This is a genomic window from Paenibacillus sp. SZ31, from assembly GCF_012912005.1.
Lineage (GTDB): Bacteria > Bacillota > Bacilli > Paenibacillales > Paenibacillaceae > Paenibacillus.
In genome coordinates this window covers 86883-113472 of record NZ_JABBEA010000006.1, presented here as the reverse complement: position 1 = coordinate 113472, position 26590 = coordinate 86883, and the positions used below count along the sequence as shown (strand labels likewise).

Sequence of the window (26590 nt, the reverse complement as noted above, 5' to 3'; positions counted from 1 at the left end):
ACCCCATGCAGGGGATCGATTATACGGCCGGCTCGATCCATCGTTTGTTATTCCGTACGGCCGTTCCGATGCTGCTCGCTTCTCTGGTTAACGTGATTACACAACTGGCCAATGTATTTTTCCTGGGTCATACGAGTCAAAGTGTATTATATGTGCTCTCATTGTATATTCCTGTCTCCTTCGTCATGATTGCCATCATCGAAGCGATGCAGCTGTCTGTTCAGGTCGCGGTGGCGCGCAGTCGTGCCGGGGGCTCTCGTGCATTTACCCAGCTATTCGTGCACATGATGGGCAGTGCAATGCTGCTTGCCATTCTGACCGGGGGAATTGTGATGTTACTGACCCCTGTGCTCTCATGGTTTTACCATGTGCCTGCCGACATTGGGCCCATGTTTACGCTGTACGTAGGGGGCATGATGGCAGTGAGCATCCCGGCTGTCCTGGCTGCAGTGACCAGTGCGGCGTTACGAGGACTGGGCCGGGCACAGGCAGCGTCGTGGAACGCGGTTGGGATGGCGATGCTAAACATTGCTCTCGTGTATACATTTGTGTCGGTCTTCGGGTTGGATCTGAAGGGCATCATCTATGCTAACCTGATCACTTCCGTCTTATCCTTGGCTATTTCTCTGCTTATTCTGTTCATTCGTCGGGAAATGATCTTTGAACGCTTTGCTTTTGCACAAAAACATCTGAAGGCCCTCAGGCATGTCGGTATTCCTGTGTTCATCTCGTACTGCATGATTTTTCTGAGTACATTTTTTTTCAATAAAATTGTCAGTCACTTTGGAGAAGGGGCGGTTGCTGGCTTTGGCGTTGGTTATCGAATTCAGACGATGGCGATCCTACCGGGTATCGTCATTGGATCGGCCATTGGCATTATCATCAATCATAATTTGCAATCACCACACCGGCCAAGGGCCTATGCAAGTTATCGCCAAGGTCTGCTGCAATCCTTTGTTCTGTATGTGATCATTGCCGTTGCCGTCTGGATCTGGCGAGATCCGCTTATCGCATTTCTGATCGAAGACGCAGCAACCCGAGCCGAAGCGGCAAGGTATCTGTCCATCGTGGCTCTTTCCTATATTGGCATGGGTCCCATGATGACAACCTTGCTGACGATGGAGCAGAGTGGGCGCGGATACCAGGCCATACTCCTGAATGCGGTGTATTTTCTGATTATTATCGCACTTGGCTGGGGACTAACTCGGGCTTTCAATGAGGTTACTTACTTCTATGCGGTGATTGCTGGCATGAATGTGGTCGGCATGTCGTCGTTCTTCCTGCCTTTCATGCGAATGCTGAAGCGGGAATACGTCGAACCTTCTGCGGATAAGGATATCAGTACAGAAGGTGAAGCGACGTTGCCGAATAAAAGCTATTCCACACAGACTTGACTCTAACTACGTACAGGAGGCTTTTGCATGAAAACATCAGAACCTGCTTATCTGGTACGTCGCATTGCAGATGCGTGGATTGCTGCGGATGAAACGTTCAGCCAGTTTTATGAGCTGGAACCTGCGAAAGAGCTGGAACCACAACTCCCCCCGGATTTGCCGGGGGTGGAACCTGCGGAAGCGCCTTTTTTTTTGTATGAGCCTCTCATCGGTCATCGGGCTCCTCAACTGGGGATCTTGGGTATTCCCCATTCCGGTGGGACAAGCATGTTAAACTCCTCCGTTGCCGGACTTGCGCATGCGTTACGCGTAGAATCGTGGAAAAAGGTCATCTATCCATCGTTGCAAGAGTCCGGGAATTCGAGCTTGTACGATATTGGAAGTGGGAGACGATTGCTTGAGAGCGTAGCGATGCAAGATTGGGGTACTTGTCTTATGAATGAAGCGGAGGCGGATACAGCTGTTCCTTATAAAAAAGGTCTTGCGGCCGCACTGGATCATGCGCTGGATCAACAGGCGCTATTGTGCTGCATTGGCGGAGACCATTCTATTACGCATGCTGTGCTTCAGATGATGGCAAAGGCCCAGGGCAGTCGAAGAGTGCTGGTCCAGTTCGATGCTCATCATGATTGCGGTATCGATGCCATCCATCAGGAGCATCCCAGTCACTCCAATTTTGTGAGACATTTGCTAGAGCAGGGTACGGTTGCTGCTGTTGTACAGATCGGCCTGCGTGGTCTTCGCTCAGCAGATCAGATGTATAGCCATCCTGGCTTGATTCAGATATCGGCAGAGCATATGACACCCGAGAGGGTGAGCCATGTTCTGAACGAGGTAAGGCAGAAGTACGATGTCGACTCGGCTTATTTAACGTTTGACTTGGATTCCCTTGATCCGGGAATCTTCCCATTTGTTGATTTTCCGATTGCTGCAGGACCGACGTGGCAGAATATTCGAGACTGCGTTATTGCAGCGCTGGAAGTCCCGTTATCTTATGAAGGGATGGATATGGTTGAAGGACAGGGTGTGCAGTCGGATCGGCAAATACCTGGACAATATGAGCTGGCGCTTCGGATGTTGGTCTATATGATGGATGGTATCGACCGGAATCGTCGGCGGTTTGAATCGTCTTCCAGAACTAGCGCAGCCAGGGAAGGAATGCTGTCGGGAGCGGGAGTATCCATGAATCAGGGCATACAGGAGGTGTAAGGATGGAGGATTTTCATACATTATATACGTTACATAAGGAACAGGTCAGGGAGGAGTTGTATAGGGAAAAGACAGACGGAATTCAACTGGGATTCTTCTATGCGCTAATGAATATTGTTAAGGAGCTTGCACCTCTTCAACCGGAATCGTCACCGGAATCGATCTGGATGGATTATCTGGCTTTTTTGCGGACGGTTGACGAACACAAAAAAAGTCCGTACTCCTTTATGGATTGGGATGAAGTCGAGGGGCTTGAGCATCTGCAAGCGACGTTGCAGGAAGGTGGCGCCTTGTTGACCTGGCATTATGGATTTGTCAGACATAACATGATCACCATCGGACAGGAGATTCGCGCAGGCCACATGAAGTCCGGATTACCCTTCTATCTGGTCGCTGAACAAGGTACCGTAGAGCAGGAACAGAAGCTGTCGTCCTGGAACACCCTACGGCAGTTTGCAGGTGCTGATCTGCTGAATGCCGAGGATGAGATGATTGGCATACGATTATATTCTCATTTGCGGAAGGGAGGTTCATTCAACCTTTTCGTAGATGGGCAGACCGGGTTCAACGCGGATAATCGCGCAGTGGAGCTTCCTTTCCTGAGTTCACGCATCCGGACGAGGAGTGGTATTTTTCGTATTTTAGCCAAGACACGCAAGCCTGTATGCCCCTATTTCATGACATTGACTGAAGATTTTCGTTCCAAAATTGTTTTCTTGCCGCCCTTCATCTTAGAAGGGGATATTCAGGAATCAGCAGGGCGTGTATATGAGCCGTTTCGCAATCAACTGCTGAAGCAGCCTGCATTATGGAGATTCTGGGACCGTCACCATCAGCAAGTGATTCACTGGAAAGAGGATGAGACTAACCTTCATTCAGCGGAAGCTGAGAGTCAGGTGGACTGGTTCTCCAAGCCGCTGGAGGGATTCGGTCAGCTTGGACTGAACACCGCGAGTGGCATGATCTACAATTTGGGTTAACCGTCAGATAAGGGGGAGGCAAGGATGCAGTCTTTCATTACGGAGCAATACAATCGTCTATCGGTCCATGTGATGCCAACAAGCCAATACGCCAACTGTTATCTCCATCTGGGTATCGTTAACGAACAGGGAAGGATTCCATCAGCGGTGTTTGCAGTCATTGTGCGGTTACTTTTCAGGCAGGATTCTCTCGGCAAAAGAAAGCTACAGCAGCAACTATGGTCTATGTATGCCGACGAGCTAAGATGCGAATTGGAGCAGAAGGGGGAGACTCAGCTCGCATCCATCCGGTTGCGTATCCCTGCAGGGTTGCTGCCCGGGACCGATGCACGGACGCTCGATGCGCTGAAGCTGCTCGCAGACATGATGTTCGAACCGAGCCTTAAGGGCGAATTTGATTTTGATGAAGCGCAGATCCAGGAGGAACTTGCTTGGGCAGAACATCATGCTGGCTATGATGTGTCCAATTGGGACAAGGTGGTACAGGGGCGCAGTCTGGAATGGCTTGGGTATACGGAACGAAGCAGGGATGCCGACGTGGAGCAACTGCAACATTGTGTGCATGATGGTGAATTGCAGCAATGGTACCGGGAGGTGCTTTGCAGCCCACTACATATTCATGTGATCGGTGATTTCCAGTCGGATGTGATGATAGCTCAGGTCATGGAGGCCTTTTTGCCTTCGGTTGTCGCAGCTGAGGGGGGAGAAACTCCATATGTGATTGGGCATGATGAGCCTACTGAGCGCAGGGAGGAAGGCGAGATGATGCTTGAACTGATGGATGTTCAGCAATGCAAGATTAATGTGACCTTCACCACCGGGGTGACGTATGGATCGTCGGACTACGCTGCCCTGTTTCTGTTTCATTCCCTTTTTGGCGCTACGCCTGCGTCCAGGCTTCAATCCGAGCTTCGTGAACGAAAGCAATGGGTGTATCAGATCTACAGCACACTGGATGATTATCGGGGGACGCTTCATGTGACAACGGGAACAAGCAGTGGATATGTGACAGAGGTGCTTGAAGCGATAGATGCTGAATGGCTGAGGATATGCAGCGGAGACATTCAGGAAGTAGAGCTGAATAGAGCTATTCAAAATGTGATGCATTATGTGCAAGTGGGATACGATCTGCCTGAGCAGGTGGTCAACCTTCATATCGATCGATTGCTCAACCGGGTCCAGATGACAACTCCGCAATTCCTGGAAGCCATAACCTGCATTACTGGGGAACAAGTGGCCGAGGTAGCCTCTGGCATGAAAAAGGCTGTCACCTGGATTTTGTATCCTGAGAATGAATATTCCGCACCAGTGCAGGAGGTGACTCATGAATAGTATTGTGAATATCGCACCTGTCCGCAGGCGCTTGTCCAATGGTCTGTCGGTCCACATTTTCCCCGAACCCCAGTTCCATCATACTTTTGTTTCGTGGTCCGTGTCCTATGGCTCAATCCATGATGCAGCCCTGCCTGGCAGAGCACATTTCCTTGAGCATATGATGTTCTACAATCCGGATCAACGGCCTGTCAAGCCGCTATTTCATACTCTGGGAGCTTCGACATCTGCATTGACGCGTTACGATGTAACGACTTATCAAATGGCCTGCACAGGCGATTTGAAACGAAGTCTGGAGTTGTTCACCGGCATGTTAGCTGCTCCATATTTCACCCCGATGCATCTGGAGCAGGAACGGTCCGCCATTCATCAGGAGCTTTCCATGTATGCAGACCGACCCTCCTGGCGAGCGTTGCAGCAGTTAACTCAGATGATGTATGGCAACAATCACCCCATCACGATGGATGTTGCAGGCACACTGGACAGTATATACCAAATGACAACGGATGAGCTGAATCATGCCTACAACACTCGCTATGCCACAGGGAGAATGGCGGTAGCGGTTGCCGGTCCGGTTGAAGCAGAGTTCATTGTGGATATGCTGGAACAATTCCCTGTAATGGAACCACTGAATGCTTCCTACCTGCCAGAAGTTACACTCCACTATTTAGGTGAGGATTCCAATAATCAATATCGGGAGATTGAATGCGGATTGTCCTTGCCGCTTGTAAGGTATGGGTTCCGTGCCGAAGATGGGATGCAGTTAAAAGAGCAAATTGCTTGCATGATCGGCATTGAAGCCTTACTGGGTGAAACTTCCGATTTCCACGCGGAATGTATGGAGTTGGGTCTGCTTCATAAGGGTGCAGAATGGGACCACTATTATCGTAAGGAATTTGCCTTTTCGAATGCTTGTGGGTATTCAGCAGATCCCGTTTCTTTATATAACCGGGTTGAGGAGACGTGTGAGCATATTCAGAACGGAACGCTGTCCCTATCCAACTTGAACCATGCGCGGATGAAGTGGTTAAGCAAGTATTATGCAGACAAGGATTCATTAAAACAGCGATGCATGCACGTCTCCGAATATGAGGTGATCGGACTGGATTATATGCAGCTTGGCACGTATGCACTTGAATTGACAGAAGAAGAGGTTAGGAGTGGTCTCAGAACTATTGCAACGTCTGCTCGTCTGAAGATGGTTGTTATACGATAGCATGTACGTAACCCCGGATAGGGAGGAGGGCCTTATGGATTCCAGAACCGGAACAATCAGCAGCCTTCTGGCAATGAGGGAACAAGGGAATAATACGTTCACGCCATTTTCAGGAGAACCGGAGGTCCATATTTGGACACAGACTTTGCCCATAAGGGAGGATCAACTGCAGACAGCGGCTGCCATGGACTCCGATGCAATGACTTCAGAAGAACATGAACGTATGGTCAGAATCAGCAAAACCTCACGTCTAAAGGCTCATTGCTGGATGATTTCAAGGGTTTTCTTGCGAAGAGTACTGGCACAGTACATGCAGCTTCAGGCAAGGGATATTCGATTTGAATATGGCACTTCCGGAAAGCCTTATCTCGTGGGAGGTCCGCAATTCAGCCTTTCGCATACGAATGGGCTGTGTGTACTGGCGGTTACATCCACTAACAACGAGCTTGGCGTGGATGTGGAATGGGTACGTCCACTACTTCGAGAGAAAGCCATCATCCAACGTTTCCTGACGTCAGAGGAGCGGGATCATGTGCTGGAAGCCATATGTTCCGGAGAGGATTCTTCTTCCCTGCTGTGGAAAGTCCTCACAGGCAAGGAGGCCTGGATCAAGGCTTCAGGTCAATCTTTATGTGGGCAGTGGAGAAATCTGAATACAGTACAGGCTATACGTAATCATGAACATGTGCTGGAATGGGCCGGTCAGAATTATGTATTGCATTCCCTGAATATGGGCAAGGGCTATTCCGCATCATTATGCGTGACGGGGACGGAGAGATCACTCGTACGCCGGATGAATGTGGCGGATCATATACAATGCTAAAGGGAGATAGGAAATTAAATCTTACATATCTATTGTCTAAACATTGGCATTACCTATAATATGGACAAATGGTACCTTAATTTACCAATGTTAAATTCGTTGGTTCAATTCCAAGGAGGTTTGTCATGATTCAGTTCCCTAAACCGGATGTCGAGCAATATTTTCAGACGTACCGTATTTCGCATTTTGCCGTATCGGCAGACGAGAAACGTTTGTTCATGGACAGCAATCTGAACGGTCAGCCGAATATTTGGGCGATGGATTTGCCTGGAGGATACCCGTATCCTTTAACGTACTTGAATCAGAGCAGTCAATTTATCAAAGCAGACCCGCAAGGACGTCATCTTCTTACCGCCTTTGATCGGGATGGTGACGAGAACTATCATCTATACGCACTTAAGCCAGAGGGCGGTGTTCCACTGCCTGTTGTTCCGGCAGAGCCGAATGACCGCTGTTATTACGCCCACTTATCTGAAGATGGACAGCGTTTGTATTATATAACCAGCGCAGGTAACCCGAATTACCTCAATTCGCGCCGGCTTCATCTGGAGACGGGAGAGGACGAGCTCCTGCATCAAGGGGAAGAGGCCACAAGCAATCTGGTTGCTGTAAGCTCGGATGAACAGGCCTACGTCATCTTGAAAATATATTCGAATACCTACCAGAAGGCATATCTTTATCGTGACGGTGAAGAACAGGAGATCCTTCCAGCCTCAGAGCGGCAGAGTCAGATCCCGGATGTGATTTTCGCAGATGACAATCGCCTTCTGCTGATCACGAATGATAACTCACCATACTCGTATGTGGCTGAGTATCGTATCGATTCCGGAGAGTTCCGTCCATTGTGTAGAATTGAAGGGGAAGATGTGGAGTTCATCCGCTGGCATCAAGCTTCCGAAACCTTATATTTATGGACACTTATAGGGCCGGAGAATCGCATGTACGTATTGGACAAAAATGCAGAACAACCTTGGCGTGTAGATATGCCGCTGGATACAATTGAGCAGGTCACTGTTACGAAAGCAGGTAATGTCTATATTCTGGGGCGTGGAGCAATCCAGCCGCATAACATTTATCGCAAAGTGGCAGGTGCTGAATCCTGGGAGCCGCTGACTGCCAATCGGGTAACCGGACTGGACCCCAGTGATCTCGTGTACCCTGACGTCATTCGGTATAACTCCTACGACGGACTGGAGATCGAAGCGCTTTTGTTCAAAGCAAAGCCGGAGCAGGCCAATGGCTACACGGTATTTTGGCCGCATGGTGGGCCGCAGGCATCGGAAGCGAAGTTTTTCCGGCCGATGTTCCAGATGATGCTCGCTCAGGGCTATCATATTTTTGCACCGAACTTCCGTGGCAGTACCGGATATGGCGCGGAATTCGTCAAATTGGTTGAGCGGGATTGGGGCGAAGGCCCGAGGCTGGACTGTGTTGCCGGGATCAACTGGCTATTTGATCAGGGAATTACCTCGCCTGAGCGGTTGTTTGTGGTGGGTGGTAGTTACGGTGGATACATGACCCTGCTACTAGCAGGGCGTCATCCGGAGCTGTTCCGGGCTGCGGTTGATATTTTTGGGCCGAGCAATCTGTTCACATTCCTGGAATCCGTGCCGGAAGACTGGAAGCCGATGATGGATAACTGGCTTGGTGATCCGATCCGTGATCGCGAACGCCTAACGAAAGATTCACCGATTACGTATCTGGATCAGATGGTGAACCCAATGCTGGTTATTCAAGGGGCTAATGATCCAAGAGTCGTGAAGGCCGAATCCGATCAGATCGTGGCTGCGCTTCAGTCGAAGGGACTGGATGTGGAGTACATCGTTCTGGATGATGAGGGCCACGGCTTCTCCAGAAAGACCAACGAGATTCTCGTGTATCGCCGGATGCTGGAGTTTTTGCAGAAACATCAGGAGTCACCCGTCGCACAGGCTTAAGTTGAGCGAGGTTCCATTGCTGGTCGAAATATATCGTGGTATGACGAAAACCGTCAGAGATCATTATTGATCTTTGGCGGTTTTATGCGTACGCCCGGATGTTGGGCGACATATATGGAACGATACATATGTTAGTTTGCAAGGCTGATATCGATTGAGTAACCTGTCCAAATCTACTCATCCAGTAGTGCGAGAATCGAATCGATGTACTGCTCCGCCCACTGTGCAAAAGGCAGGTCGGATGCCCACGTCACTTGTCCTGTCGCTTTGGCTTCACCCCACCACAAGATACGTTGATAGAGCAGATGCACGCTGAGACGTGCACGGAAGTGCTGACATTTCTCCACGTCTGATGCACAGACCAGATCCCGGTAGCAGCGAAGGAACTGTGCGGCCAGCTCCGGCTGACCCTCACGGACATACCTGGTGGACATTTTGGTTAAGTCGGCTGTGCCGTCTCCGAAATAGGCGGTTGTAAAATCGAACAGACCGCTAATCTGCCACTCTGAGGAACGGTCATCCTTTTTTTGAACTAGCACATTCTCGACCTTGAAGTCTCCCATGACAAATCCCGGAACAGCTTTGGACCGAAATGCCGGTTCAGCATGCTTGAACTGCTCGTCCACCCACTGAACATCTTCATCCGTAATCACCGAGTACTGTTCAGCATCATGTAACCAGTGGCGGATGGTTCCGTACAACCAGTCCAGATAATCGCCTGCAAAGGAAACAATCTGCTTCGCTACAGGATCATATTCCCCAGCATCAGGCACCTTCCAGCGGTGCAGTTCAGCCAAAGTATGGGCAAACATACAGGCGATCTCTTCCTGATCTTGCTGTGACAGTGAGGCCTGGAATGCTGGATCATACAGGTGATTACCCGGCATGCGCGGCATGATGGCATAACTCCAACCCATATGATTGGTATCTTCATGTAATAAATAGGGTTCAGGAACAGGAATGGACGTATGCTTTGCCAGTTGTTCTACAAAGAACTTTTCTTCCTGTAACTGTCCTGAATATAACGGATTTCCTTTCAAAATATACTCTCCACGGGAAGAGCGGATGAGCAGTGTCTGGCCCATAACGCCTTTATCCGTTCGTTGATAATCTTCAAGGGTTCCCAGATCAAATTCATTCAGCGCTTCTTGCAATGAAGCTGCGGCCACTTCGCCGAGCTGATTGGAACCAAAATATATACGGGTTGTCATATGGCCGGACCCTCCTGGATTTAGTCCTCATCCTCTTCGTCAGACAGGTCATACGTATCCTCATCCAGCAAGCCACGGATGAAAGCTTCAAAATTCGGCGCAAGATATGTAATCTCATAATCATTTTCCTGATCCACGTGAACCACACACGGCTCGCCTTCTGGACCGCAGAATCGATAATCCAGCATAACGACATCATGACCAGCGGACGGACAATCACAGATCACAATCCCCAGATCGGGATATCCCCAATCTTCGATCATGAACCGACTTCCCAGCTCACCACCGAGTGCGTATATTTTATCGTGTCCGATCCCCATAATGCTTGAAATAGCAATGTGATCCTCAGCCCAGGAAGTCGCTTCTTTGGTGGGAAATACAGTGAGCGCGGGGATACCGCCGTTCTGGGTATTCATTAAATGAATATAGGAAGCGGGCAGCTTGTAACCCAGTTCCTTCTCTATAGACACAATCTCTTCTTCGTCAAAAGGTTCCGATACATGATTTTCCTGCGCATAATCGCTGTGTACCCAGAACGTTGCGGGATCATAAGTCCCTGAAGCGGCTCTTAGATGGTTCTGTGTACCGCTCTGTTCCAATGCTGCAATATTCTCTTCATGGTGTTGTCGATCAAGCCGCATTTTCTCCGCTTGGGGACGAATCTGGCGAAGGAATTCAAGCGTAGATTCATCATGAGGCAGAAGTTCATCAGCTCTCTCAAAAGCGAGTAGTGCCTGCTCATAGCTCGCGATGTAACAGTATGCGTAACCCAAACGGTACTGCCAGAGGGGATCGTTTGCTCCTTGCTCATGGATCGACAACAATTGTTGAATGGCTTCGCGGTACCGTGCGTCATTGTTATAGGCTCTGGCGAGTTGACCGATCAGATCATAATCTCGCTCAGATTCAGGTATACGTTCAATACGTTCGATAATGAGACTGAATTCGTCCTGCTCATGCCACAAATTGATTTGTTCCAGCAGTTCTCTTTCCATGAATAGGCCTCATTTCCGTAAGAGGGATGTGAATCTCTTCCATTATATAATAAGTGTGTGTTGGTTGGAGAATGTATAAATCAACATCTTCGTAGCATACTGTTTAAGTATACTTTAAGTTTAGTCTGTAAAGTTTAAATTTAGTTTAACTTTGTTTAAGTATTTTGTTGAAAGTTAAACTTTACTATCCTATACTAGGAGTGTGAGGTGAGATGGATATGGGAATCACGAGAGTCGAAAAGAATATATTTAGTCAGAACACGGATGAGATTGCTTCTGAGTTAGTTCAGAGCTTGAGTAATTCGGATAATAGCATTTTACTGTTCAAAGTGCTGGCACTTGCAGTCAAAAATAATGCTGAATTTGTTCGTAGCCTGGATGAATCTATCTTTGAAGATGCTGATATTTTTAGAGAAAAGTATGTTACTCTTCTCAAACATGCGTTAAGTCAAGCAGTGGATGTACCGACAGGTAATATAAACAGTGATGCTCCTTCTACTGTAGCTATAAAGTCTTATACTCCCAAAGAGTTATCTACATTTTTTGGAGTAAGTATCACGACGATCTTCAATTGGATTGATCAAGGCCGTTTCATGGGTATTCAAAGAGCCGGGTCCAACAAACATAATCTCATTCCAGATGACACTACATATGTGTATGGATCTGGTAAGAGAACAACGATTAAAGACATTGTGAATATGTGGAAAAAGGAAGAGGCAGAACACCAATCCACATTAGGAGTCAGTGACCTTGATTACCACACGGGGCAAATTGCCTTATATGAAGATAAATACAAAGGGGAATTCGAACGTACACTCGGAACTAAATTGAATTTGACACCTGAAGAAGAAACCGATGCACAAGTTTGGAAACACCATTTGGGGAGGCAGCATCTTGGCTTTAAAGATACCGAAAAGTAATTTTCGTTTTATTGAGAATGATTTTTCAGATATTATTATGGAGATTCGAGATGGGGCTCAGGGTCTTCCAAGCAGTGCTAGAACTATTCGTAAAACAATTGTCTTTAATGATTTATCGAAGATGTACTGTGTAGAGGAGATAGATCGAAACGAGGGATTCATCGAGTTATATTGGTATGATTGGTACGATGATCAGAAAGAGTTGGTTATGAAATTCCATGCTCATTATCATCCTGATGAAACACCCGCTAATATCACGATGTATGACCCGTTTCATATTCATACGACAAATGAAACAAGATTAAAAAATGAGAAATTTCAAGAATTATATACGATTCTTGAATTTATTAGATTAAGAAATATCTCTATTAAATTATAATAGTTCAACGCTGATATGATGTTTGTACATACGAATTAAACAACACTCCCTGAACTTAGGCATTATAGCCACCATTCAGGGAGTGTTGTTTTTATTTATAGTCTATTCTTTATTACAAATCGTCAAATCCGTTATCGTCGCCAACTTTACCGTAGTTACGGGATTTGGCTTCGAAGAAGTCGGTTTTGGTTGCATTCAGTGCTTCATCAGAGAATGGTTTGATCCAAGGCATGCAGTTTACATCCACACCTTCATACGCTTTTTCCATTCCCATCAGACGCAGACGTTTGTTGGCGATGTACTTGATATAGTCTTCCAACTCGTTCAGATCGATGCCGCGGACGTTACTGAGCGTGTAGTGTGCCCAGTTGGTTTCGAGCTCAACAGCACGATTGATGGTTTTGTATACGTAGTCCATGTTCTCAGGTGTGTTCAGTTCAGGGAAGTCTACCAGCAACTGTTTGTACACTTCAGCGAAGAAGTAACAGTGTTGGTTTTCGTCACGCTGGATATACGAGATCATCTGGCTGGTTGCCATCATTTTCTGGTCACGGGCCAGATTGTAGAAGAAGGCAAACGTACTATAGAAGAAGATACCTTCGAGTACCAGATCGGCTACCATAGCCTGGAAGAACGTCTGTGGAGACGGCTCATCCCGGAACGTTTGGTAAATGTCTGCGATGAAACGGTTACGGTCAAGCAGTACCGGATCATGTTTCCAGTATTCAAAAATTTCCTTCTGCTCCCGATCAGATACGATCGAAGACAGAACGTAGGAGTACGATTGGTTATGAACGACTTCCTGTTGTCCAATAATGGCCGAGATTGCTTCGAGTGAAGAATCGGTAAAGTAACGTTTTACGTCACCAACAAACATCGTCTGCATGGAATCAAGTACCGCGAGCAGGGAGATGTTGATTTTGAACGTACGTTGTTCTTCCTCGTCCAGTTGAGCAAATTGTGAAGCATCTTTGGACATTGGAATCTCGTCTGCGATCCAGTGGTTGAGCAGCAGTACTTTGTACAATTTGTACATATGAGGCATGCGAATGTCGTTCCAGTTCAGGATACCGGAGCATTCACCTTCAATAATACGGGTCGATTGGTTAGGCGCTTCGGTGTTGAAAATTTTCTGTACTTGCATTGTTCCGTTCACTCCTTGAAATTTCATAATGTTCTGCCGACAGAACTTTGGGAAATCATCTATATCAACATCTTGCGATGCTGTGATCGTGTTTTAGGCAAAAAAGAACCAGGGCAACGCCATTTTGCAATCAAAACAGGATGCCCTGGTGGTCACCTCGAATCTAGTAAATCTTCTCTATCATGGATAAAACGGATCTTGCGCAAAAATCAAGATTCTTCAATCGTTAATGCCCGGCTACGAACATAATAAGTTGATTTCATGCCGGCTCTCCAGGCGTGCAGATGCAATTCCAGGAATTCTGTTGCTTTAATATCCGGTCGAACGTAGAAGTTGAAGCTTTGTCCCTGATCGACGTGGCGCTGGCGGGCAGCCGCCATATTAATGGAAGCATGTTGATCCACCTGGAACGCCGTTTGGTAATAAGGGCTTGTTTTTTCAGACAGATCCGGAGCCGGGTTGGCAATTTTGTAAGTTGTTTTCTCTTCATAAGATAACAGCTCATAGAGCGGATCAATACTAGCCGTTGAACCGGCAATGATGGACGTGGAACCATTAGGTGCAATGGCGAACAACCAAGCATTACGTACACCGTTTTTCTGTACTTCGGCTTGCAGTTCTTTCCACTGTTCGGTTGTCACGAATTCACCTACGCGCTCACCAGATGTGTACTCGCGTTGGTCGAAGTAATGACCACTTTCCCAATCGGAACCTTTGAACTTCGGATAATGTCCTTTTTCTTTGGACAGCTCCATACTGGATTTCACGAGCAGGTAGTTAATTTTTTCATACAGATTATCGTTATATGTTACCGCTTCGTCAGACTCCCAATGAATGCCTTCGAGAGCAAGCAGGTGGTGAAGTCCAAACGTTCCCAGACCGACTGCGCGATACTGGCTGTTGGTATATTGGGCTTGCAACACTTCAATGTTGTTAATGTCGATAACGTTGTCCAGCATGCGCACCTGAATTGGAACGAGACGCTCCAATACATTATGAGGTATAGCACGTGCCAGATGGATGGAGTTCAGGTTGCAGACAACAAAGTCGCCAGGCACTTTAGAAATCACGATGCGAGTTTGTCCATCCTTGGTTACGAGTTCTTCTTTTTCAATTACAGTGGCAGACTGGTTCTGCATAATTTCGGTACACAGGTTGGAGGAGTATACCATACCATGTGCACGGTTAGGATTCGAGCGGTTAACCGTATCCCGGTAGAACATGTATGGCGTACCTGTCTCCAGTTGGGATTTCAATACACGCTTCATGATGTCAATCGCCTGTACTGTAATCCGGGACAGCAATGGGTGATTCACCGCTTCTTCGTATTTATCACGGAACGCACCTTCGCCAAAGGACTCATCATAGAAATCTTCCAGTCCAAGTGCACGACCATTCTCGTCCTTCCAACCCATCACTTTCTTCGTTTCGTGCGGACAGAACAGGCTCCATTCCCCACGGGAGGATACCCGCTCCATGAACAAGTCAGGCAGACAGATGCCGTGGAATACGTCATGCGCACGCATACGCTCGTCACCGTTGTTCAGCTTCAGATCGAGGAAGGCCAGAATGTCTTTGTGGAAAACGTCCAGGTACACGGCAATGGCACCTTTACGCGTACCGAGCTGGTCTACGCTGACCGCTGTATTGTTCAGTTGGCGAATCCAAGGGATTACACCGGAACTTGTATTTTGGTGACCACGGATATCCGAACCACGAGCTCTGACTTTGCCGAGGTAAACGCCGATGCCGCCACCCATTTTGCTCAGACGAGCTACATCCGTGTTGGAATCGAAGATACCTTCGAGTGAGTCGTCTACCGTATCAATGAAGCAGCTGGAGAGTTGTCCGGCTACTTTTTTACCTGCATTGGACATCGTAGGAGTAGCTGCGGTCATGTACATGTTGCTCATTGCCCAGTATGCTTCCTTGACGAGATCCATACGTCTCTCGGCAGGCTCTTGGTGCATTAGGAACATGGCGATAACCATATAACGCTCTTGCGGCAATTCCATTACTTTTCCATCAAAATCGTGAGCGAGGTAACGTTCTGCCAGTGTGAGCAAGCCGATGTAATCGAAGAGCAGATCGTTGCGGTAGTCAATGCACTCAGCAAGTTCGTCGATCTGTTCTTTGGTGTAACATTCCAGCAATTCTTCGCGGTAGATGCCTTTCTTCACGAGATCTACAAGAAGAGGATGGAATGCGCCATAAGGCTCGTCCGGGTAAGACTTGTATCTGCGGTTGGTAGCCGCTTTTTTGTACAGGGAAGTGAGCAGGGAGCGTGCCGCTGCAAATTTCCAGTTAGGCTCCTCTTTGGTTACCAGTTCCAGTGCGCTCATGATAAAAGCGTTGCTGATTTCGTCTCCGGTAACTTCATCACGGCGGAGCTTGCTGTTTACCCCACGTACCAGACGTTCCTTGTCCAGCATATCCAGTCCTTCCAGAGTACGGTCGGCATATACCGAGATGCGCATATCATCAAAGGCAAGCTGGCGGTTGTTCGGCTTGGTCACAACTTGTGGCATGAATATTCCTCGCTTTCGCATGTTTAAGAGATAAATTGGAGAAATTCTTTATATAAAGAATTGAGTGTCTTCTTACGGTGAGAAAAAGGTAAAGGTTGCGTTTGGCGGACTGAAACGGCGGTGACAGGTTATGTCTTAAATCGCTCAACTTGAGGAGCACAAAACAGCACAATGCAGAACATGCTCATATAAAAAGCATTCTCCCCGCCTAGCGGCTGAAAATGCCCATGGATGCTCTGGCTTCCTTACTGTCTTAGAGGTTCAGGATATCGACAGAAAAGGGTGCTTATGTAAGCTTTGGTCTATTGCAGATGTGCCTGTAGTTTGAGGATACCGGATGCAGTCCAAACAGCCCCGTTAACCTCCGTGTCAACTCTGTTTCGAGAAAGCGATTTACACCTACAGGGACGTGCCTTTGGAGGTGATTTCATCCTGTTTTTCGCGAGAATGCAGAAGGTGACTAATAGAAGCGGAGAAATCTAGTGTTACTACATTTTGTAGCTGTCAACATACTGTAACCCAACATATTGTGTTTGTAAAGTGGGCCGATACAGTAAAACGTAATTCCGAGTATACCATTTAAGCCAGGAATCCGCAAAGGAAAAGGACTGGAAGATTTGAAGATTTATCAAAAAAAAATTTTGACCAATTTGAATGACGTCTTCACGTCAGTTTGAATTGTAACGTATTCAACTGGTAGAATAAAAACAGTCAAAAACCGACTAAAAATAAGTGGCAGCGGTTGTTCACGGGGCCCAGAGGAGGCGGAGCAAAATGGCAATAGCAGAAGTGACTGTCATTCCAATTGGAACGGGTACGACCAGTCTGAGCAGTTATGTGGCAGACATGCAGAAGGTATTGGAACATCAACGGGGCATTACATATCAGTTAACTTCCATGAGCACCATTATTGAGGGGCCGCTTAACGAGGTCTTTACAGCAATTGCGGCTCTGCATGAAGCGCCGTTTTTGTCAGGAGCTCAGCGTGTATCCACATCCGTCAAGATCGATGACCGTCGTGATAAACCGGATGCCTCAAGCATACAGAAGTTACAATCGGTTCAGGACAAATTGACATCACTTCAGGCGCGTCCGAATTAATGATTTAGTATAAACATCCGTATATACGGTTATTCGGTATGTTATAAGTCATTAATTAAAGGTTAGATTGTGTCTGTCTGTGTAGTTAACGTGAATTTCTGACATATCTATAAACTGAAAGACAAAAAAGACCAGCTTAACGTTCATTAAGCTGGTCTTTTTGTATATGCATATAACATTTTAATCTGCAATTACCAATGAGGCACCAATCAACGTTGCGTTGGTATAACCACCACCAACATTTTCAAAAGAGAAGTTGGTAATTGGCGCACCGATCACAGTAGCGTAATCGCCGTCAAGCAGATCTCCAGTCGTTGCAGGGTACAACGCTATAATATCGTTTCCGTTCTCATCCATGACATGAACGACAGAGAAAGTTGCTCCGAGAGAGCTATCTTCTTCAACGGAAATGACTTCCCCGTTAACTTGTACGAAAGTATTGTAATAGTTGGTCACATTTTTATTCAGATGACGGGTCGTTACATTGGAGTCAACGAGACCTTGTACCTTTTTGCTTAGTTCTGCCGTAATGGCCGGGAATACATCGTTATGTTTACCAAAGAAATCGTAAGATGCCTGCTCCATAAAGGCCGTGTCTTCTGTAATGTACGGAGTTAACTCATTAAAGAAATCGGCAGCTGATGCCGTAACAGATGAATTAACAGTCGTTGCAGTTGGTGCTGTTTGCTCCAGAGGAGCAGTAATACTCAGGGAATCAAGGATATCTTTGATCTCATCCTGATTATAAGTATCCTTGGCGTAGGTTAACGTCATGCTATAGAGTTCTGTATTGGTCGGAATCAGATACTGAACAAGGACAACATCTGTACCCGAGGAATGCTTATAGGATCCTTCCAAGACACCAGCGCTATATTCTTTATAAGGCTTGTTCGTGTAGCTGGTTTTTTTATAATCGGAAATGCCGATACTTGAACCGTTTTGTGTGTAATAATCAACTACATTATTGGCGTATTCTTCAGGGTTAATTGAACCTGATGGGCTAGCCTCAATCGTCAAGTTAACGTTATCTGCAAATGTGGCTGATGAAGATTGGTCCGAAAAAGCAGCCTTAATTGCTGGAACATTCATTTGACTTGTATCTACGCTTTTCCAGGATTCAGGATATGCAAAAGAAAATCCTTCTCCACTATATGTAGTGTATTTCGTAGCTTTAGCATCTGCTGAGACTGTTTCAGTCGCTGTGGTTGCTTCTGAAGTTTGAGTATCGGCTGTTGTGTTTGTTTCTGAATTACCACAAGCGCTAAGCAATGCGGCTAGTGCCAAAATCGTAATAAGTTTCTTCATTATGTCTAATTTCTCCTAATGTGCTTCCCATCGGTTGGGATTTTTTCTAAGGTCATCATTTTGTTTGGGATAATCAAGCTTAGTTGCCCGTGATTGCTCGCTAATAAACTTAAAGAACTGCCTGGTTTCATCCTTGAGCTGACCCGGAGCATGAAGATATTCTCGGAAGAAGGCTCCATGTACAGGATGTTGCAGGTAAGAATAAAAATGTTCATCCGGATCTGGGGTGACATCGGAAAAGGTTTTTTGGTAAGTCCAATAAGGTAATCAGCGGTTGTCCCTAAAACACTCACCAGGCGACCTAAAGCATCAGGATCGGGTTTCCTGTGGTTGGTTTCATACCGGGACAATTGGACTACTGTAAGATTGGTTTGTAATGAACATTCTTTCTGTGATAACCCCTTTATTTCCCGTAAGTGTTTAATACGTTCACCAAGAGTGGGCATAGACACTCCTTTCTACTTTATTAGTAAAATAATAACATTAATAAAGATTTCAGTATTCATAATTACCAAAAAGGTAATTTGTCTGTATTTAACAAGTTTTAATCTAATAATATACCGTTTTGGTATCTTTATTGAATGATAATACATTAATTTTACGAATGTAACTGTGAGATTTATTTATGCGTTAGCCCCATTTGAATATCACAGTCAGACTAAAGAACTAACCTTGTATGTATGTGCAATTAGAGAATGATCTGTGGAAAAGAACTGCCCATTTTCGACCTGAGCCCGGTCCCATGTGTGATTGGTGCATATAGTGAACTGTACCTCAAATCGAAGGAGGGGTTTACATGAGTGGAGTAGTAGGTGGATACGGCGGCGCATGGACATCGACTGGCGCGATCTTGGTTCTCTTTATCTTGTTGGTCATCATCTCTAAAGCATTCTTGATCTAATAAACCATTTGGACCCTAATATATTGGTAAAGGAGGGTTCTGCATGAGCAAAGTAGTTGAAGGCGCAGGATACGGCGGCTGGACATCGACTGGAGCAATCCTGGTTCTGTTCATTCTTCTCGTAATCATCACTAAATCTTTCTGGGTATAATATGGCGAGCTCTGCCGGGCAACCGGTGGGGTTTTTTTTGTAGCGGACAAGCATGGGAAGAATACCCATCGGTTAAACGCCCATTTTGTCAAAATGAGGGCAATAGCCCGGTCCAGAGGTAGGCTAAATACATAGGTTAGGGGTGTAGGCAAATGTTAAGGAGGAATGAACAATGAGCGAAGTAAAACCAAACTCACCGAACGGACAGGGGCATGTATACGGACATATGGGAGGAAATGAACACATGTATGGATATCAATACACAGGTCACACTATGCACGGGTATGGTTGCGGCACAATGCCAATGGGCTATGGTTACGGACACCAGCCTAACCAGGCTCCAATGATGCATGGTTATCAACAGGGCTGTGGAGTATCCTATGGTCATGGTGGCTCAAGCTGGGGTTCCATGGGTACGATCCTTGTACTGTTCATCCTGCTGGTCATTATCTCCAAAACCATGTTCATCTAAGTAGTTGTGAGTGCAAGACGGTTTTGCTGAATGTGGAGCGTTACAATAGGGGCTCTAAATAAACTCCGAGTTTGAGTTCCATGTTGAGGCCATAACGTACCTATGATTCAGAGTGGGACAGCGGAGGATTATCCTGCGGTGTCCCTTTTTTTATAAGAATTAAGTGAAGGAGCGTGGGGATTAGAATGGGAAAAGGGGAGGTCTGCTCGAATTAACGAACTCCACAGACTCTATTCCATGAATTTCTGTCGTTTCGAAAATTCAACGAATCGTCTGTAGATGATGCTGAAATGGTTATGTAGACATGGATAAACACCCGGAACCCAATTCCGGGTGCTTGTGTATGTTTTCAATCTTCTCAAGAATAAGTGATATCCAAAACAACAAAAGCCCTACCTCTCTTTTGTCCTTGCGGCTCCGATGACCGCGCCAGTGTGAATGGGAACATCTTGTGCAACTCTGTACTACCGGGTTATTGTTATGCAGGTTCTTCAATCTTCATAGGTTGATTGTACTTATTCGCTGCGGTCGCAGCATGAAGAAAATATTCCGGGGTTTAAAGAAGACAGAAATCATATGAGGTTGTTTGATACAACTCTTATACTATACCACAGCTTGTAATTTTTTGCAATAAAAAGGAAAGTGCGAACAGAGCAACATGTTTTCGGACTGTTTTTTAGTTAGAAGTTGAAAGGTTAGTTTGAAAAGATACAGAAAATTTTTCAAAATATTTCTCCACAGAGGTAATCCTCTTCAAAAGTTTCTGCGTAGGTTATAATAAGAGGGAAGAAACAGAAAGGGGCCCTCGCATGACTGAATCGATGGAGGACAGCAGGTTAATGCGGCAGATTGCGGAACGCGATGCTTCCGCACTGGAGCTTTTATATGACCGTTATGAGCGAGCGGTATACTCTTTTGCCTACCGGATCGTTGGTGATCCCATGACAGCAGAGGAGACCGTTCAGGAACTTTTCCTGCGGGTCTGGAATAATGCTGAACGATATGATGCCTCACAGGGGAAGCTGACCACATGGATGTTTGCGATTACGCGTAACATTGCAGTGGACATGCTGAGGCGGAAATCAAAAGGGGCAGCGGCTACTTCAGTTGAACACGAGACACTGGCGGCCTATGCCGATGAAGATACGAATACGGAAGAAGAAGTACAACGTAAATGGGAAGGCACCCGGATTAAAGAGGCGTTGTCCCAGTTGAACGGTGATCAACAACAAGTTATCGAATCGATTTATTATGCGGGATTAACTCAGCAGGAAGTATCCAGTCGATTCGGGATTCCGCTGGGTACAGTAAAGAGTCGTGTCAGGCTTGCCATGCGGCAGCTCCAAAAGTTGCTGGCCGATGCTGAATTGCATCCGGACGCGGGAAGGGAGGGCATACATCCATGATAGAACGACATGAGGAGTGGTCTGATCTGGCACCGATGTATGTGCTGGGCGGACTGGAAGCAGAGGAAGTGGCGGCGTTTGAAGCGCATATGGCGAATTGTGAACCTTGTCGCCAGGAGGTGAGGGAATTGCAGGAAGTGACTGGCTTCCTGCCACTTGCGGCGGAACCTGTAGCGCCGCCGCCAGGCATGCGAGCACGTGTGCTGGGCAACGTGCTCGGACATGTGCAGGAGAGCGCCGAGGCGAAGCCGGCGGCTCCTGCACAGCCTGAAGCACCTGTGGTGCTTCAGGAGGACCTTGCGCCGCAGCACGAACGTGCGGCGCAGCCCGGGCCAGGCCTGCCGCCGGTAACGGCGGTGCCTGCGGCCCGGGTGGAAGAGGCTGCCCAGGCACAGCCTGGGCAGCCACAAGGGCGCGCGCGTGCGCGCAGCAGCCGCGCCTGGCGCGTGGCTAGCGCCGGCCTTGCGGCAGCGGCGCTGGTGCTGGGCGTGTACACGGCGCAGCTGCAGAGCCAGATCGACTCGCTGACGCAGCAAGCGGCGGGCTCGTCGGCTACGCAAGAGCAACTGGTGCAGGCACAGGCGCAGAATGCGCAGCTGCAAGAGCAACTGGCCTCAGCTCTGGAGCCTGCACAGGGCATGCAGACTGGCGAGGCAGTGAAGCTTAATCCTGCAACGCAGGATATTGTAGCTCAGGGTCTCGCAACCATCGTTATTGACAGCAAGGGCACTCACTTGGTTGTGCAGGCTGAGAACTTGCCGAACCTGGAAGGCAACGAGGCATTTCAGGTCTGGTTGATCAAGGGAGATACCCCTCAAAATGCGGGTACTTTCCTTAGTCGTGACGGTACGGGAGCGGTTTACTATACATTGGATTCGGCGAACGACTATGATACGGTTGCGATCACGCTTGAACCGGATGCCATGGGAGATGAGCCGCGCGGTACGATGATTTTGGCTGCCAAGATCAAAGGATAAATATAGGATATATCACAAAAGGCTGCTCCTTCGTGGAGCGGCCTTTTCTTGTTGTCCGAAGTGCCACCAAGTTACCGCGGAAAGGGTCAAATGTTTTGAAACGATTCGACATGTGAAGTCCTGGTTTCCAATCAGCAGATTTTATTAATTTTTTTGGTTTGAATAACCGATAAACAAATAGGAGGCTATACCCTTAATCTCCCCGTGACATCAAGGGAGAACTGGTTGCACATAGAGAGCGAGGGGTTCAGTTGGAAGTATACCGTTCATTTATTTTTCGTCTGCTACGCAATTATCTGATCGGTTCACTGGCAGCTGTTTTTGTTGTCGGTACAATGGTTATGGTATCTACCTTGCAAATACCCAATATTCAATTTGTTCGACTCATCTTCATTGTGTTGATATCACTCTTGTTCATGCTTGTTGCAGAATTAATTACGCTGTGGGCGCAGCTTGGACCCATAAGGCAATTTTTCACTTCCGAGCATCATGAGAAAGATGAACTGAATCGCATGTATGAGAGTGTTCATCGATTCCCCGGACAGACTATATATCGTATTATGGGTCCGCACATGCTTGGTTTTTCACTTCCAGCAGCGGGATTAACAATATGGATGATATCCACGGGCTGGCTTGAGTTCCCTTACGGGTATGTTGTGGTGGCAGCTGCGTGTGCAATTCTGATTGCCGTCATGCATGCGCTAATTGAGTATTACCTGACGGTACGGGCAGTTAGACCCTTGCTGCTGGAGATTCGTCATCGAGGCAAAGTCCAGTATGGGATGGAGCCTTCACTCGGAGGGCGTGTCCTGGTATCCATTCAACGTAAATTTCAGCTAAGTACAGCACTGATCGGCTTATTTCCTTTGTTTTTGTTTTTCCTGGCTACATATATCCGGCTTCAATATATGGATAGTGAGTTTGCAAAAGAGTATATCCTGTGGGGAGTGCTTATCGTCATTCTGGGTGCCGGATTTGCACTGGTTGGCAGTTGGCTCTTGATCCGGGATGTTCGTGATCCGGTTGCTGAACTGACGCACGAGATGAACCGTATTCAGGAGGGTGACCTTGGCAGAAGAGCTCCGGATCTGTATGCGGATGAGTTTTCGGCGTTGATCTCCGGCTTCAATATGATGATTAATCGGCTTGAGATGAGACAGGAACGTAATCGGCAGCTACTGCAAAGTTATTTTTCTACACTGGCGGCTGCATTGGACGCCCGAGATAAATATACGGCAGGGCATTCCATGCGTGTGGCAGAGTATTCGCTGATGATCGGCAAGCTGAGCGGAATGGATGAGGAACAGGCGGATTTATTGTACAAATCAGCCTTACTCCACGATATCGGGAAAATCGGCATACCTGATGAGGTGCTGCTGAAGGATGGAAAACTAAGCGATGAAGAATTCGCAATTATTCGGACACATCCCGTGCAGGGAGAGAGCATTCTGCTCCAGATAGAACCCATTGATGCCATGGCTGACTTTTTGCCTGGTGTACGATCTCACCATGAAAGATATGATGGCAAAGGGTATCCGGATGGAATGGCAGGTGATGAAATTCCACTATTTGGCCGCATCATTGCGGTAGCGGATGCTTTTGATGCCATGACGTCTGATCGACCATACCGGAATGGGATGAGTCACGAGAAAGCGTTAACGATTTTGGAAGAAGGAAAAGGGACCCAATGGGACCCCTATTTTGCAGGTTTGTTTATTGATGAATGGAGACGACAACAGCATATGCAGAAACCGTCGAAGTGAGGGATCAGCTGATCCCCTCTGTCCACTTCGATTCTTTTCTGCGTCTACGGTATAGAGCGAGGCCTGTTATGATGGTGAGAACGCATTCGCCGAGTATGACTGCGCCCAGAGCATCGTAGATCACATGTTGTTTGATCATTAGCGTGGATACTATAATGGTTGCTGCCCCGGCGACCACCAAAATCTTGATGGGTTTACGGATGCTTGGAACCGAGAGAACGGCACGCATAACGAGATAAGAGTGAAGAGAATGAATACTTGGAAAACAATTAAAAGGGCGATCCTGGCTATAGAGCCATCCGAGAACAGATGCTCCAAGGCCTGTACCCGTTAGTTCCGGGCGCGGTACCATGGTCTGAAAGTTGAAGTAGATCAGATAACAGATCCAGACGCAGATATTCATGGATAACAAGACGCGGTAATACGTCAGGCGATCCTTGGCACACAGGTAAGCGAGCACACCGAATACAAATGGGTACCAGCCCAAATATGGAATGGACATGGCAGGTACATAGGGAATGATTCGGTCAAGCGAGGAATCAAGCACTACGAACCCACGTTCCGGACTATTAAGAATATCATAGAACAGCCCCATGACGGCCAAAGACAGCATTAAACTTAGTGACAGCCAATAGGATTTGCTTTTTAACAATTGCACAACACCTTTTCTCCTTTCATTCATGCTCCAGACGAACATGACCCCAGCAAATAACTAATTCAAATTTAAACAACAATATATTCTACTACGTCCAGCGCACAAATTGAATCCTGATTTGTGTATTTTTGTGTATTTTTTTGCCGAAGAAGGAATGCCGAAGTTTCAATGGGCATGATATGATAGAAACACATACGGACGAAGGTAATTTGGTCAGTAAAGTCGGGACAACAGGAGTGAGTGAATGCAATTTTCAAAAATGTTCGTATTGAATATGGGGATGCTTATAACGATTGCCTATCTTGCTAGTGTGTTCTATAAATATATCGTAATACGTATCTCTTCCCGAATGAAGCAGATCAGTTCCGTATTTGTCCTTGTATTTGCAGGTTGGATCAGTACGGTTTTTGGCTTTCAACTCACCGATGAAGTGGTCTTTGATCTTCGTTATGTCCCTTTAATTGTAGCCGTTCTAACGTATAGACAACCCTATAGTGTGATCATCGTGGGTGTCGGGATTGGACTGTCGAGGCTGACTTTTGGCATCACGGATGCTACCGTAGCAGCGGTGATTAATATGTCTCTTCTTGGCCTGATATGTGCGGGTTTGAATATATGGATGAGACGCAGCAACTTTAGATTAATCAGTAAAGGCATATTAGTGATACTCATCGTCAACGTATCTAATAGTATAGGGATAGCTATTTTTGGGGTAATCCCGGCTACATATTTTTTCTCGCATATTATGCCGTATACGCTTCCTACAGGTATTGCGCTCAGTTTGATGTTTGCTTTCATTTTACGTGATTTTCAGAATGAACAAAATCGAATTTTGCTTATCCAGAGTACGAATCGTCTATTGTCTGTGCAAAAGGAAGAATTGCAGAAAGCCCAGATTGTACTGGAGGATCGAGCGAAGCAATTAATGATTGCCTCACAGTACAAATCCGAATTTCTGGCGAATATGTCACATGAGCTGCGTACACCACTGAACAGTGTCATTAACTTCGCCCAGATGATCAGCGAGAACGCGGATACGATGGATCAGGAAGAGATTGTACGTTTTTCCACCATGATTGATCACTCCGGACAGGAACTGCTCACGCTCATTAACGATATTCTGGATCTGTCCAAAGTGGAAGCGGGACGGCTGGATATTGTACTGGAAGATATCAGTGTGGCACAACTTACAGAAGATGCAATGAATCACTTTCAGCTGGTTGCCGAGAAAAAAGGTATTCAATTGCATATGAATAAGAAACCGGGACTGCCCGAGACACTCTGGTCTGATCCTCAGCGGGTTCAACAGATTTTGCGGAATCTGATGTCGAATGCCATCAAGTTCACTCACCGGGGGAAGGTTACGCTGACCGTAAACACCAAGCAGATTAAGAATGCAGGTATTCAGAATCGATGGCTCGTTTTCTCTGTTCAGGACACAGGCATTGGTATTTCTGAGGACAAGCATCATTCCATATTTGAAGCATTTCAACAGGCAGATGGATCGATTAGCCGCAAGTTTGGCGGAACCGGACTGGGTCTTTCGATCAGTCGGGATCTGGCCAGATTACTGGGAGGATCGATTGAACTTGAGAGCGTTGAAGGCAAGGGAAGCACCTTCCATCTCTATCTTCCGTTGAACCGTGAAAAAATGAGTTGACAACCTTCGCGCCGTGAGTAGAATTTGGGGTGACAACTAGCATCGACCGGCTTTCGAGACCCGGTCTAAGGAGTGTATCCCCATACAGAAGACGGTCAACGTTAACCCTCCCCCGTTAGCAAGCAAGCCAC

General features: G+C 46.9%; 24 protein-coding genes and 1 pseudogene. 18 read left to right on the top strand and 7 right to left on the bottom strand.

The features are described 5' to 3' along the window. Nucleotides 1-5 precede the first annotated feature (5 nt). The 7 genes from HF638_RS14245 (at nt 6) to HF638_RS14215 (ending at nt 8891) form a co-directional block, all read left to right on the top strand. Nucleotides 6-1394, top strand: coding sequence for an MATE family efflux transporter (locus HF638_RS14245; protein ID WP_169480791.1), 1389 nt, complete (start codon nt 6-8; stop codon nt 1392-1394). Nucleotides 1395-1421: 27 nt separating this feature from the next. After that, on the top strand, nt 1422-2603 hold the full coding sequence (locus HF638_RS14240) for an arginase family protein (protein WP_169480790.1): 1182 nt from the start codon (nt 1422-1424) through the stop codon (nt 2601-2603). A gap of 2 nt (nt 2604-2605) precedes the next feature. Continuing rightward, the gene (locus tag HF638_RS14235; RefSeq protein WP_169480789.1) at nt 2606-3583 is read left to right on the top strand and encodes an LpxL/LpxP family acyltransferase; all 978 of its coding nucleotides are present in this window, start codon (nt 2606-2608) and stop codon (nt 3581-3583) included. A 24-nt stretch (nt 3584-3607) separates the two neighbouring features. After that, on the top strand, nt 3608-4915 hold the full coding sequence (locus HF638_RS14230) for a M16 family metallopeptidase (RefSeq protein ID WP_169480788.1): 1308 nt from the start codon (nt 3608-3610) through the stop codon (nt 4913-4915). Continuing rightward, on the top strand, nt 4908-6131 hold the full coding sequence (locus tag HF638_RS14225; RefSeq protein ID WP_169480787.1) for a M16 family metallopeptidase: 1224 nt from the start codon (nt 4908-4910) through the stop codon (nt 6129-6131). The genes HF638_RS14230 and HF638_RS14225 overlap by 8 nt, the downstream gene beginning before the upstream one ends. Before the next feature lie 34 nt (nt 6132-6165). Next, on the top strand, nt 6166-6954 hold the full coding sequence (locus tag HF638_RS14220; protein ID WP_169480786.1) for a 4'-phosphopantetheinyl transferase family protein: 789 nt from the start codon (nt 6166-6168) through the stop codon (nt 6952-6954). Between the two features lie 125 nt (nt 6955-7079). Beyond that, nucleotides 7080-8891: a S9 family peptidase gene (locus HF638_RS14215; protein WP_169480785.1), complete on the top strand. Its 1812-nt coding sequence runs from the start codon at nt 7080-7082 to the stop codon at nt 8889-8891. 173 nt (nt 8892-9064) lie between these two features. On the opposite strand, the gene HF638_RS14210 is transcribed toward HF638_RS14215, so the two are convergent. Both HF638_RS14210 and HF638_RS14205 read right to left on the bottom strand, forming a co-directional pair. Continuing rightward, nucleotides 9065-10102: a phosphotransferase family protein gene (locus HF638_RS14210; RefSeq protein ID WP_169480784.1), complete on the bottom strand. Its 1038-nt coding sequence runs from the start codon at nt 10100-10102 to the stop codon at nt 9065-9067. 20 nt (nt 10103-10122) lie between these two features. Continuing rightward, the gene (locus HF638_RS14205; RefSeq protein WP_169480783.1) at nt 10123-11097 is read right to left on the bottom strand and encodes an SMI1/KNR4 family protein; all 975 of its coding nucleotides are present in this window, start codon (nt 11095-11097) and stop codon (nt 10123-10125) included. 212 nt (nt 11098-11309) lie between these two features. On the opposite strand from HF638_RS14205, the gene HF638_RS14200 reads away from it, so the two are divergent. Beyond that, nucleotides 11310-12017, top strand: coding sequence for a MerR family transcriptional regulator (locus HF638_RS14200; protein ID WP_169480782.1), 708 nt, complete (start codon nt 11310-11312; stop codon nt 12015-12017). Continuing rightward, nucleotides 11992-12396, top strand: a complete 405-nt coding sequence (locus HF638_RS14195; RefSeq protein WP_169480781.1) for a toxin-antitoxin system TumE family protein — start codon at nt 11992-11994, stop codon at nt 12394-12396. Before HF638_RS14200 ends, HF638_RS14195 begins: the two co-directional genes overlap by 26 nt. Before the next feature lie 112 nt (nt 12397-12508). Here HF638_RS14195 and HF638_RS14190 read toward each other — a convergent pair whose 3' ends face one another. Together HF638_RS14190 and HF638_RS14185 are read right to left on the bottom strand one after the other, a co-directional pair. After that, nucleotides 12509-13540: a ribonucleotide-diphosphate reductase subunit beta gene (locus HF638_RS14190; protein WP_169480780.1), complete on the bottom strand. Its 1032-nt coding sequence runs from the start codon at nt 13538-13540 to the stop codon at nt 12509-12511. A gap of 209 nt (nt 13541-13749) precedes the next feature. After that, nucleotides 13750-16068 (bottom strand): ribonucleoside-diphosphate reductase subunit alpha, encoded by a 2319-nt coding sequence (locus HF638_RS14185; protein ID WP_169480779.1) that lies wholly within the window; start codon nt 16066-16068, stop codon nt 13750-13752. Between the two features lie 774 nt (nt 16069-16842). On the opposite strand from HF638_RS14185, the gene HF638_RS14180 reads away from it, so the two are divergent. Next, nucleotides 16843-17169 (top strand): MTH1187 family thiamine-binding protein, encoded by a 327-nt coding sequence (locus tag HF638_RS14180; RefSeq protein ID WP_169480778.1) that lies wholly within the window; start codon nt 16843-16845, stop codon nt 17167-17169. Between the two features lie 180 nt (nt 17170-17349). On the opposite strand, the gene HF638_RS14175 is transcribed toward HF638_RS14180, so the two are convergent. Then, nucleotides 17350-18474 carry a PsbP-related protein gene (locus HF638_RS14175; protein ID WP_169480777.1) on the bottom strand — a complete coding sequence of 375 codons (1125 nt, stop codon included), beginning with the start codon at nt 18472-18474 and terminating at the stop codon, nt 17350-17352. A gap of 5 nt (nt 18475-18479) precedes the next feature. Then, entirely contained in the window at nt 18480-18920 is a 441-nt protein-coding gene (locus HF638_RS29040; RefSeq protein ID WP_169480776.1) for a helix-turn-helix domain-containing protein, read from the bottom strand. 350 nt (nt 18921-19270) lie between these two features. Between HF638_RS29040 and HF638_RS28430 the strand changes: the two genes are divergently transcribed. The 7 genes and pseudogenes from HF638_RS28430 (at nt 19271) to HF638_RS14145 (ending at nt 24144) form a co-directional block, all read left to right on the top strand. Beyond that, a complete protein-coding gene (locus HF638_RS28430; protein ID WP_017690880.1) occupies nt 19271-19375 on the top strand; it encodes a hypothetical protein in 105 nt (34 codons plus the stop codon). 43 nt (nt 19376-19418) lie between these two features. Beyond that, on the top strand, nt 19419-19526 hold the full coding sequence (locus HF638_RS28425) for a YjcZ family sporulation protein (protein WP_211175653.1): 108 nt from the start codon (nt 19419-19421) through the stop codon (nt 19524-19526). Nucleotides 19527-19698: 172 nt separating this feature from the next. After that, nucleotides 19699-19998: a hypothetical protein gene (locus tag HF638_RS29035; protein WP_440131310.1), complete on the top strand. Its 300-nt coding sequence runs from the start codon at nt 19699-19701 to the stop codon at nt 19996-19998. Between the two features lie 809 nt (nt 19999-20807). Then, nucleotides 20808-21404, top strand: a complete 597-nt coding sequence (locus HF638_RS14160) for an RNA polymerase sigma factor (RefSeq protein WP_062837286.1) — start codon at nt 20808-20810, stop codon at nt 21402-21404. Continuing rightward, nucleotides 21401-21505: pseudogene (locus HF638_RS29030) on the top strand (zf-HC2 domain-containing protein); the annotation flags it as partial. The gene HF638_RS14160 and the pseudogene HF638_RS29030, both read left to right, overlap by 4 nt. A gap of 345 nt (nt 21506-21850) precedes the next feature. After that, nucleotides 21851-22381, top strand: a complete 531-nt coding sequence (locus HF638_RS29025; RefSeq protein WP_169480708.1) for an anti-sigma factor — start codon at nt 21851-21853, stop codon at nt 22379-22381. Between the two features lie 251 nt (nt 22382-22632). Next, on the top strand, nt 22633-24144 hold the full coding sequence (locus HF638_RS14145; protein ID WP_169480775.1) for an HD domain-containing phosphohydrolase: 1512 nt from the start codon (nt 22633-22635) through the stop codon (nt 24142-24144). Nucleotides 24145-24148: 4 nt separating this feature from the next. Here HF638_RS14145 and HF638_RS14140 read toward each other — a convergent pair whose 3' ends face one another. Next, nucleotides 24149-24802 carry a phosphatase PAP2 family protein gene (locus HF638_RS14140; RefSeq protein WP_169480774.1) on the bottom strand — a complete coding sequence of 218 codons (654 nt, stop codon included), beginning with the start codon at nt 24800-24802 and terminating at the stop codon, nt 24149-24151. Nucleotides 24803-25043: 241 nt separating this feature from the next. Here HF638_RS14140 and HF638_RS14135 point away from each other — a divergent pair, with 241 nt between their 5' ends. Further along, nucleotides 25044-26459, top strand: a complete 1416-nt coding sequence (locus HF638_RS14135; protein ID WP_169480773.1) for a sensor histidine kinase — start codon at nt 25044-25046, stop codon at nt 26457-26459. Nucleotides 26460-26590: the final 131 nt, after the last annotated feature.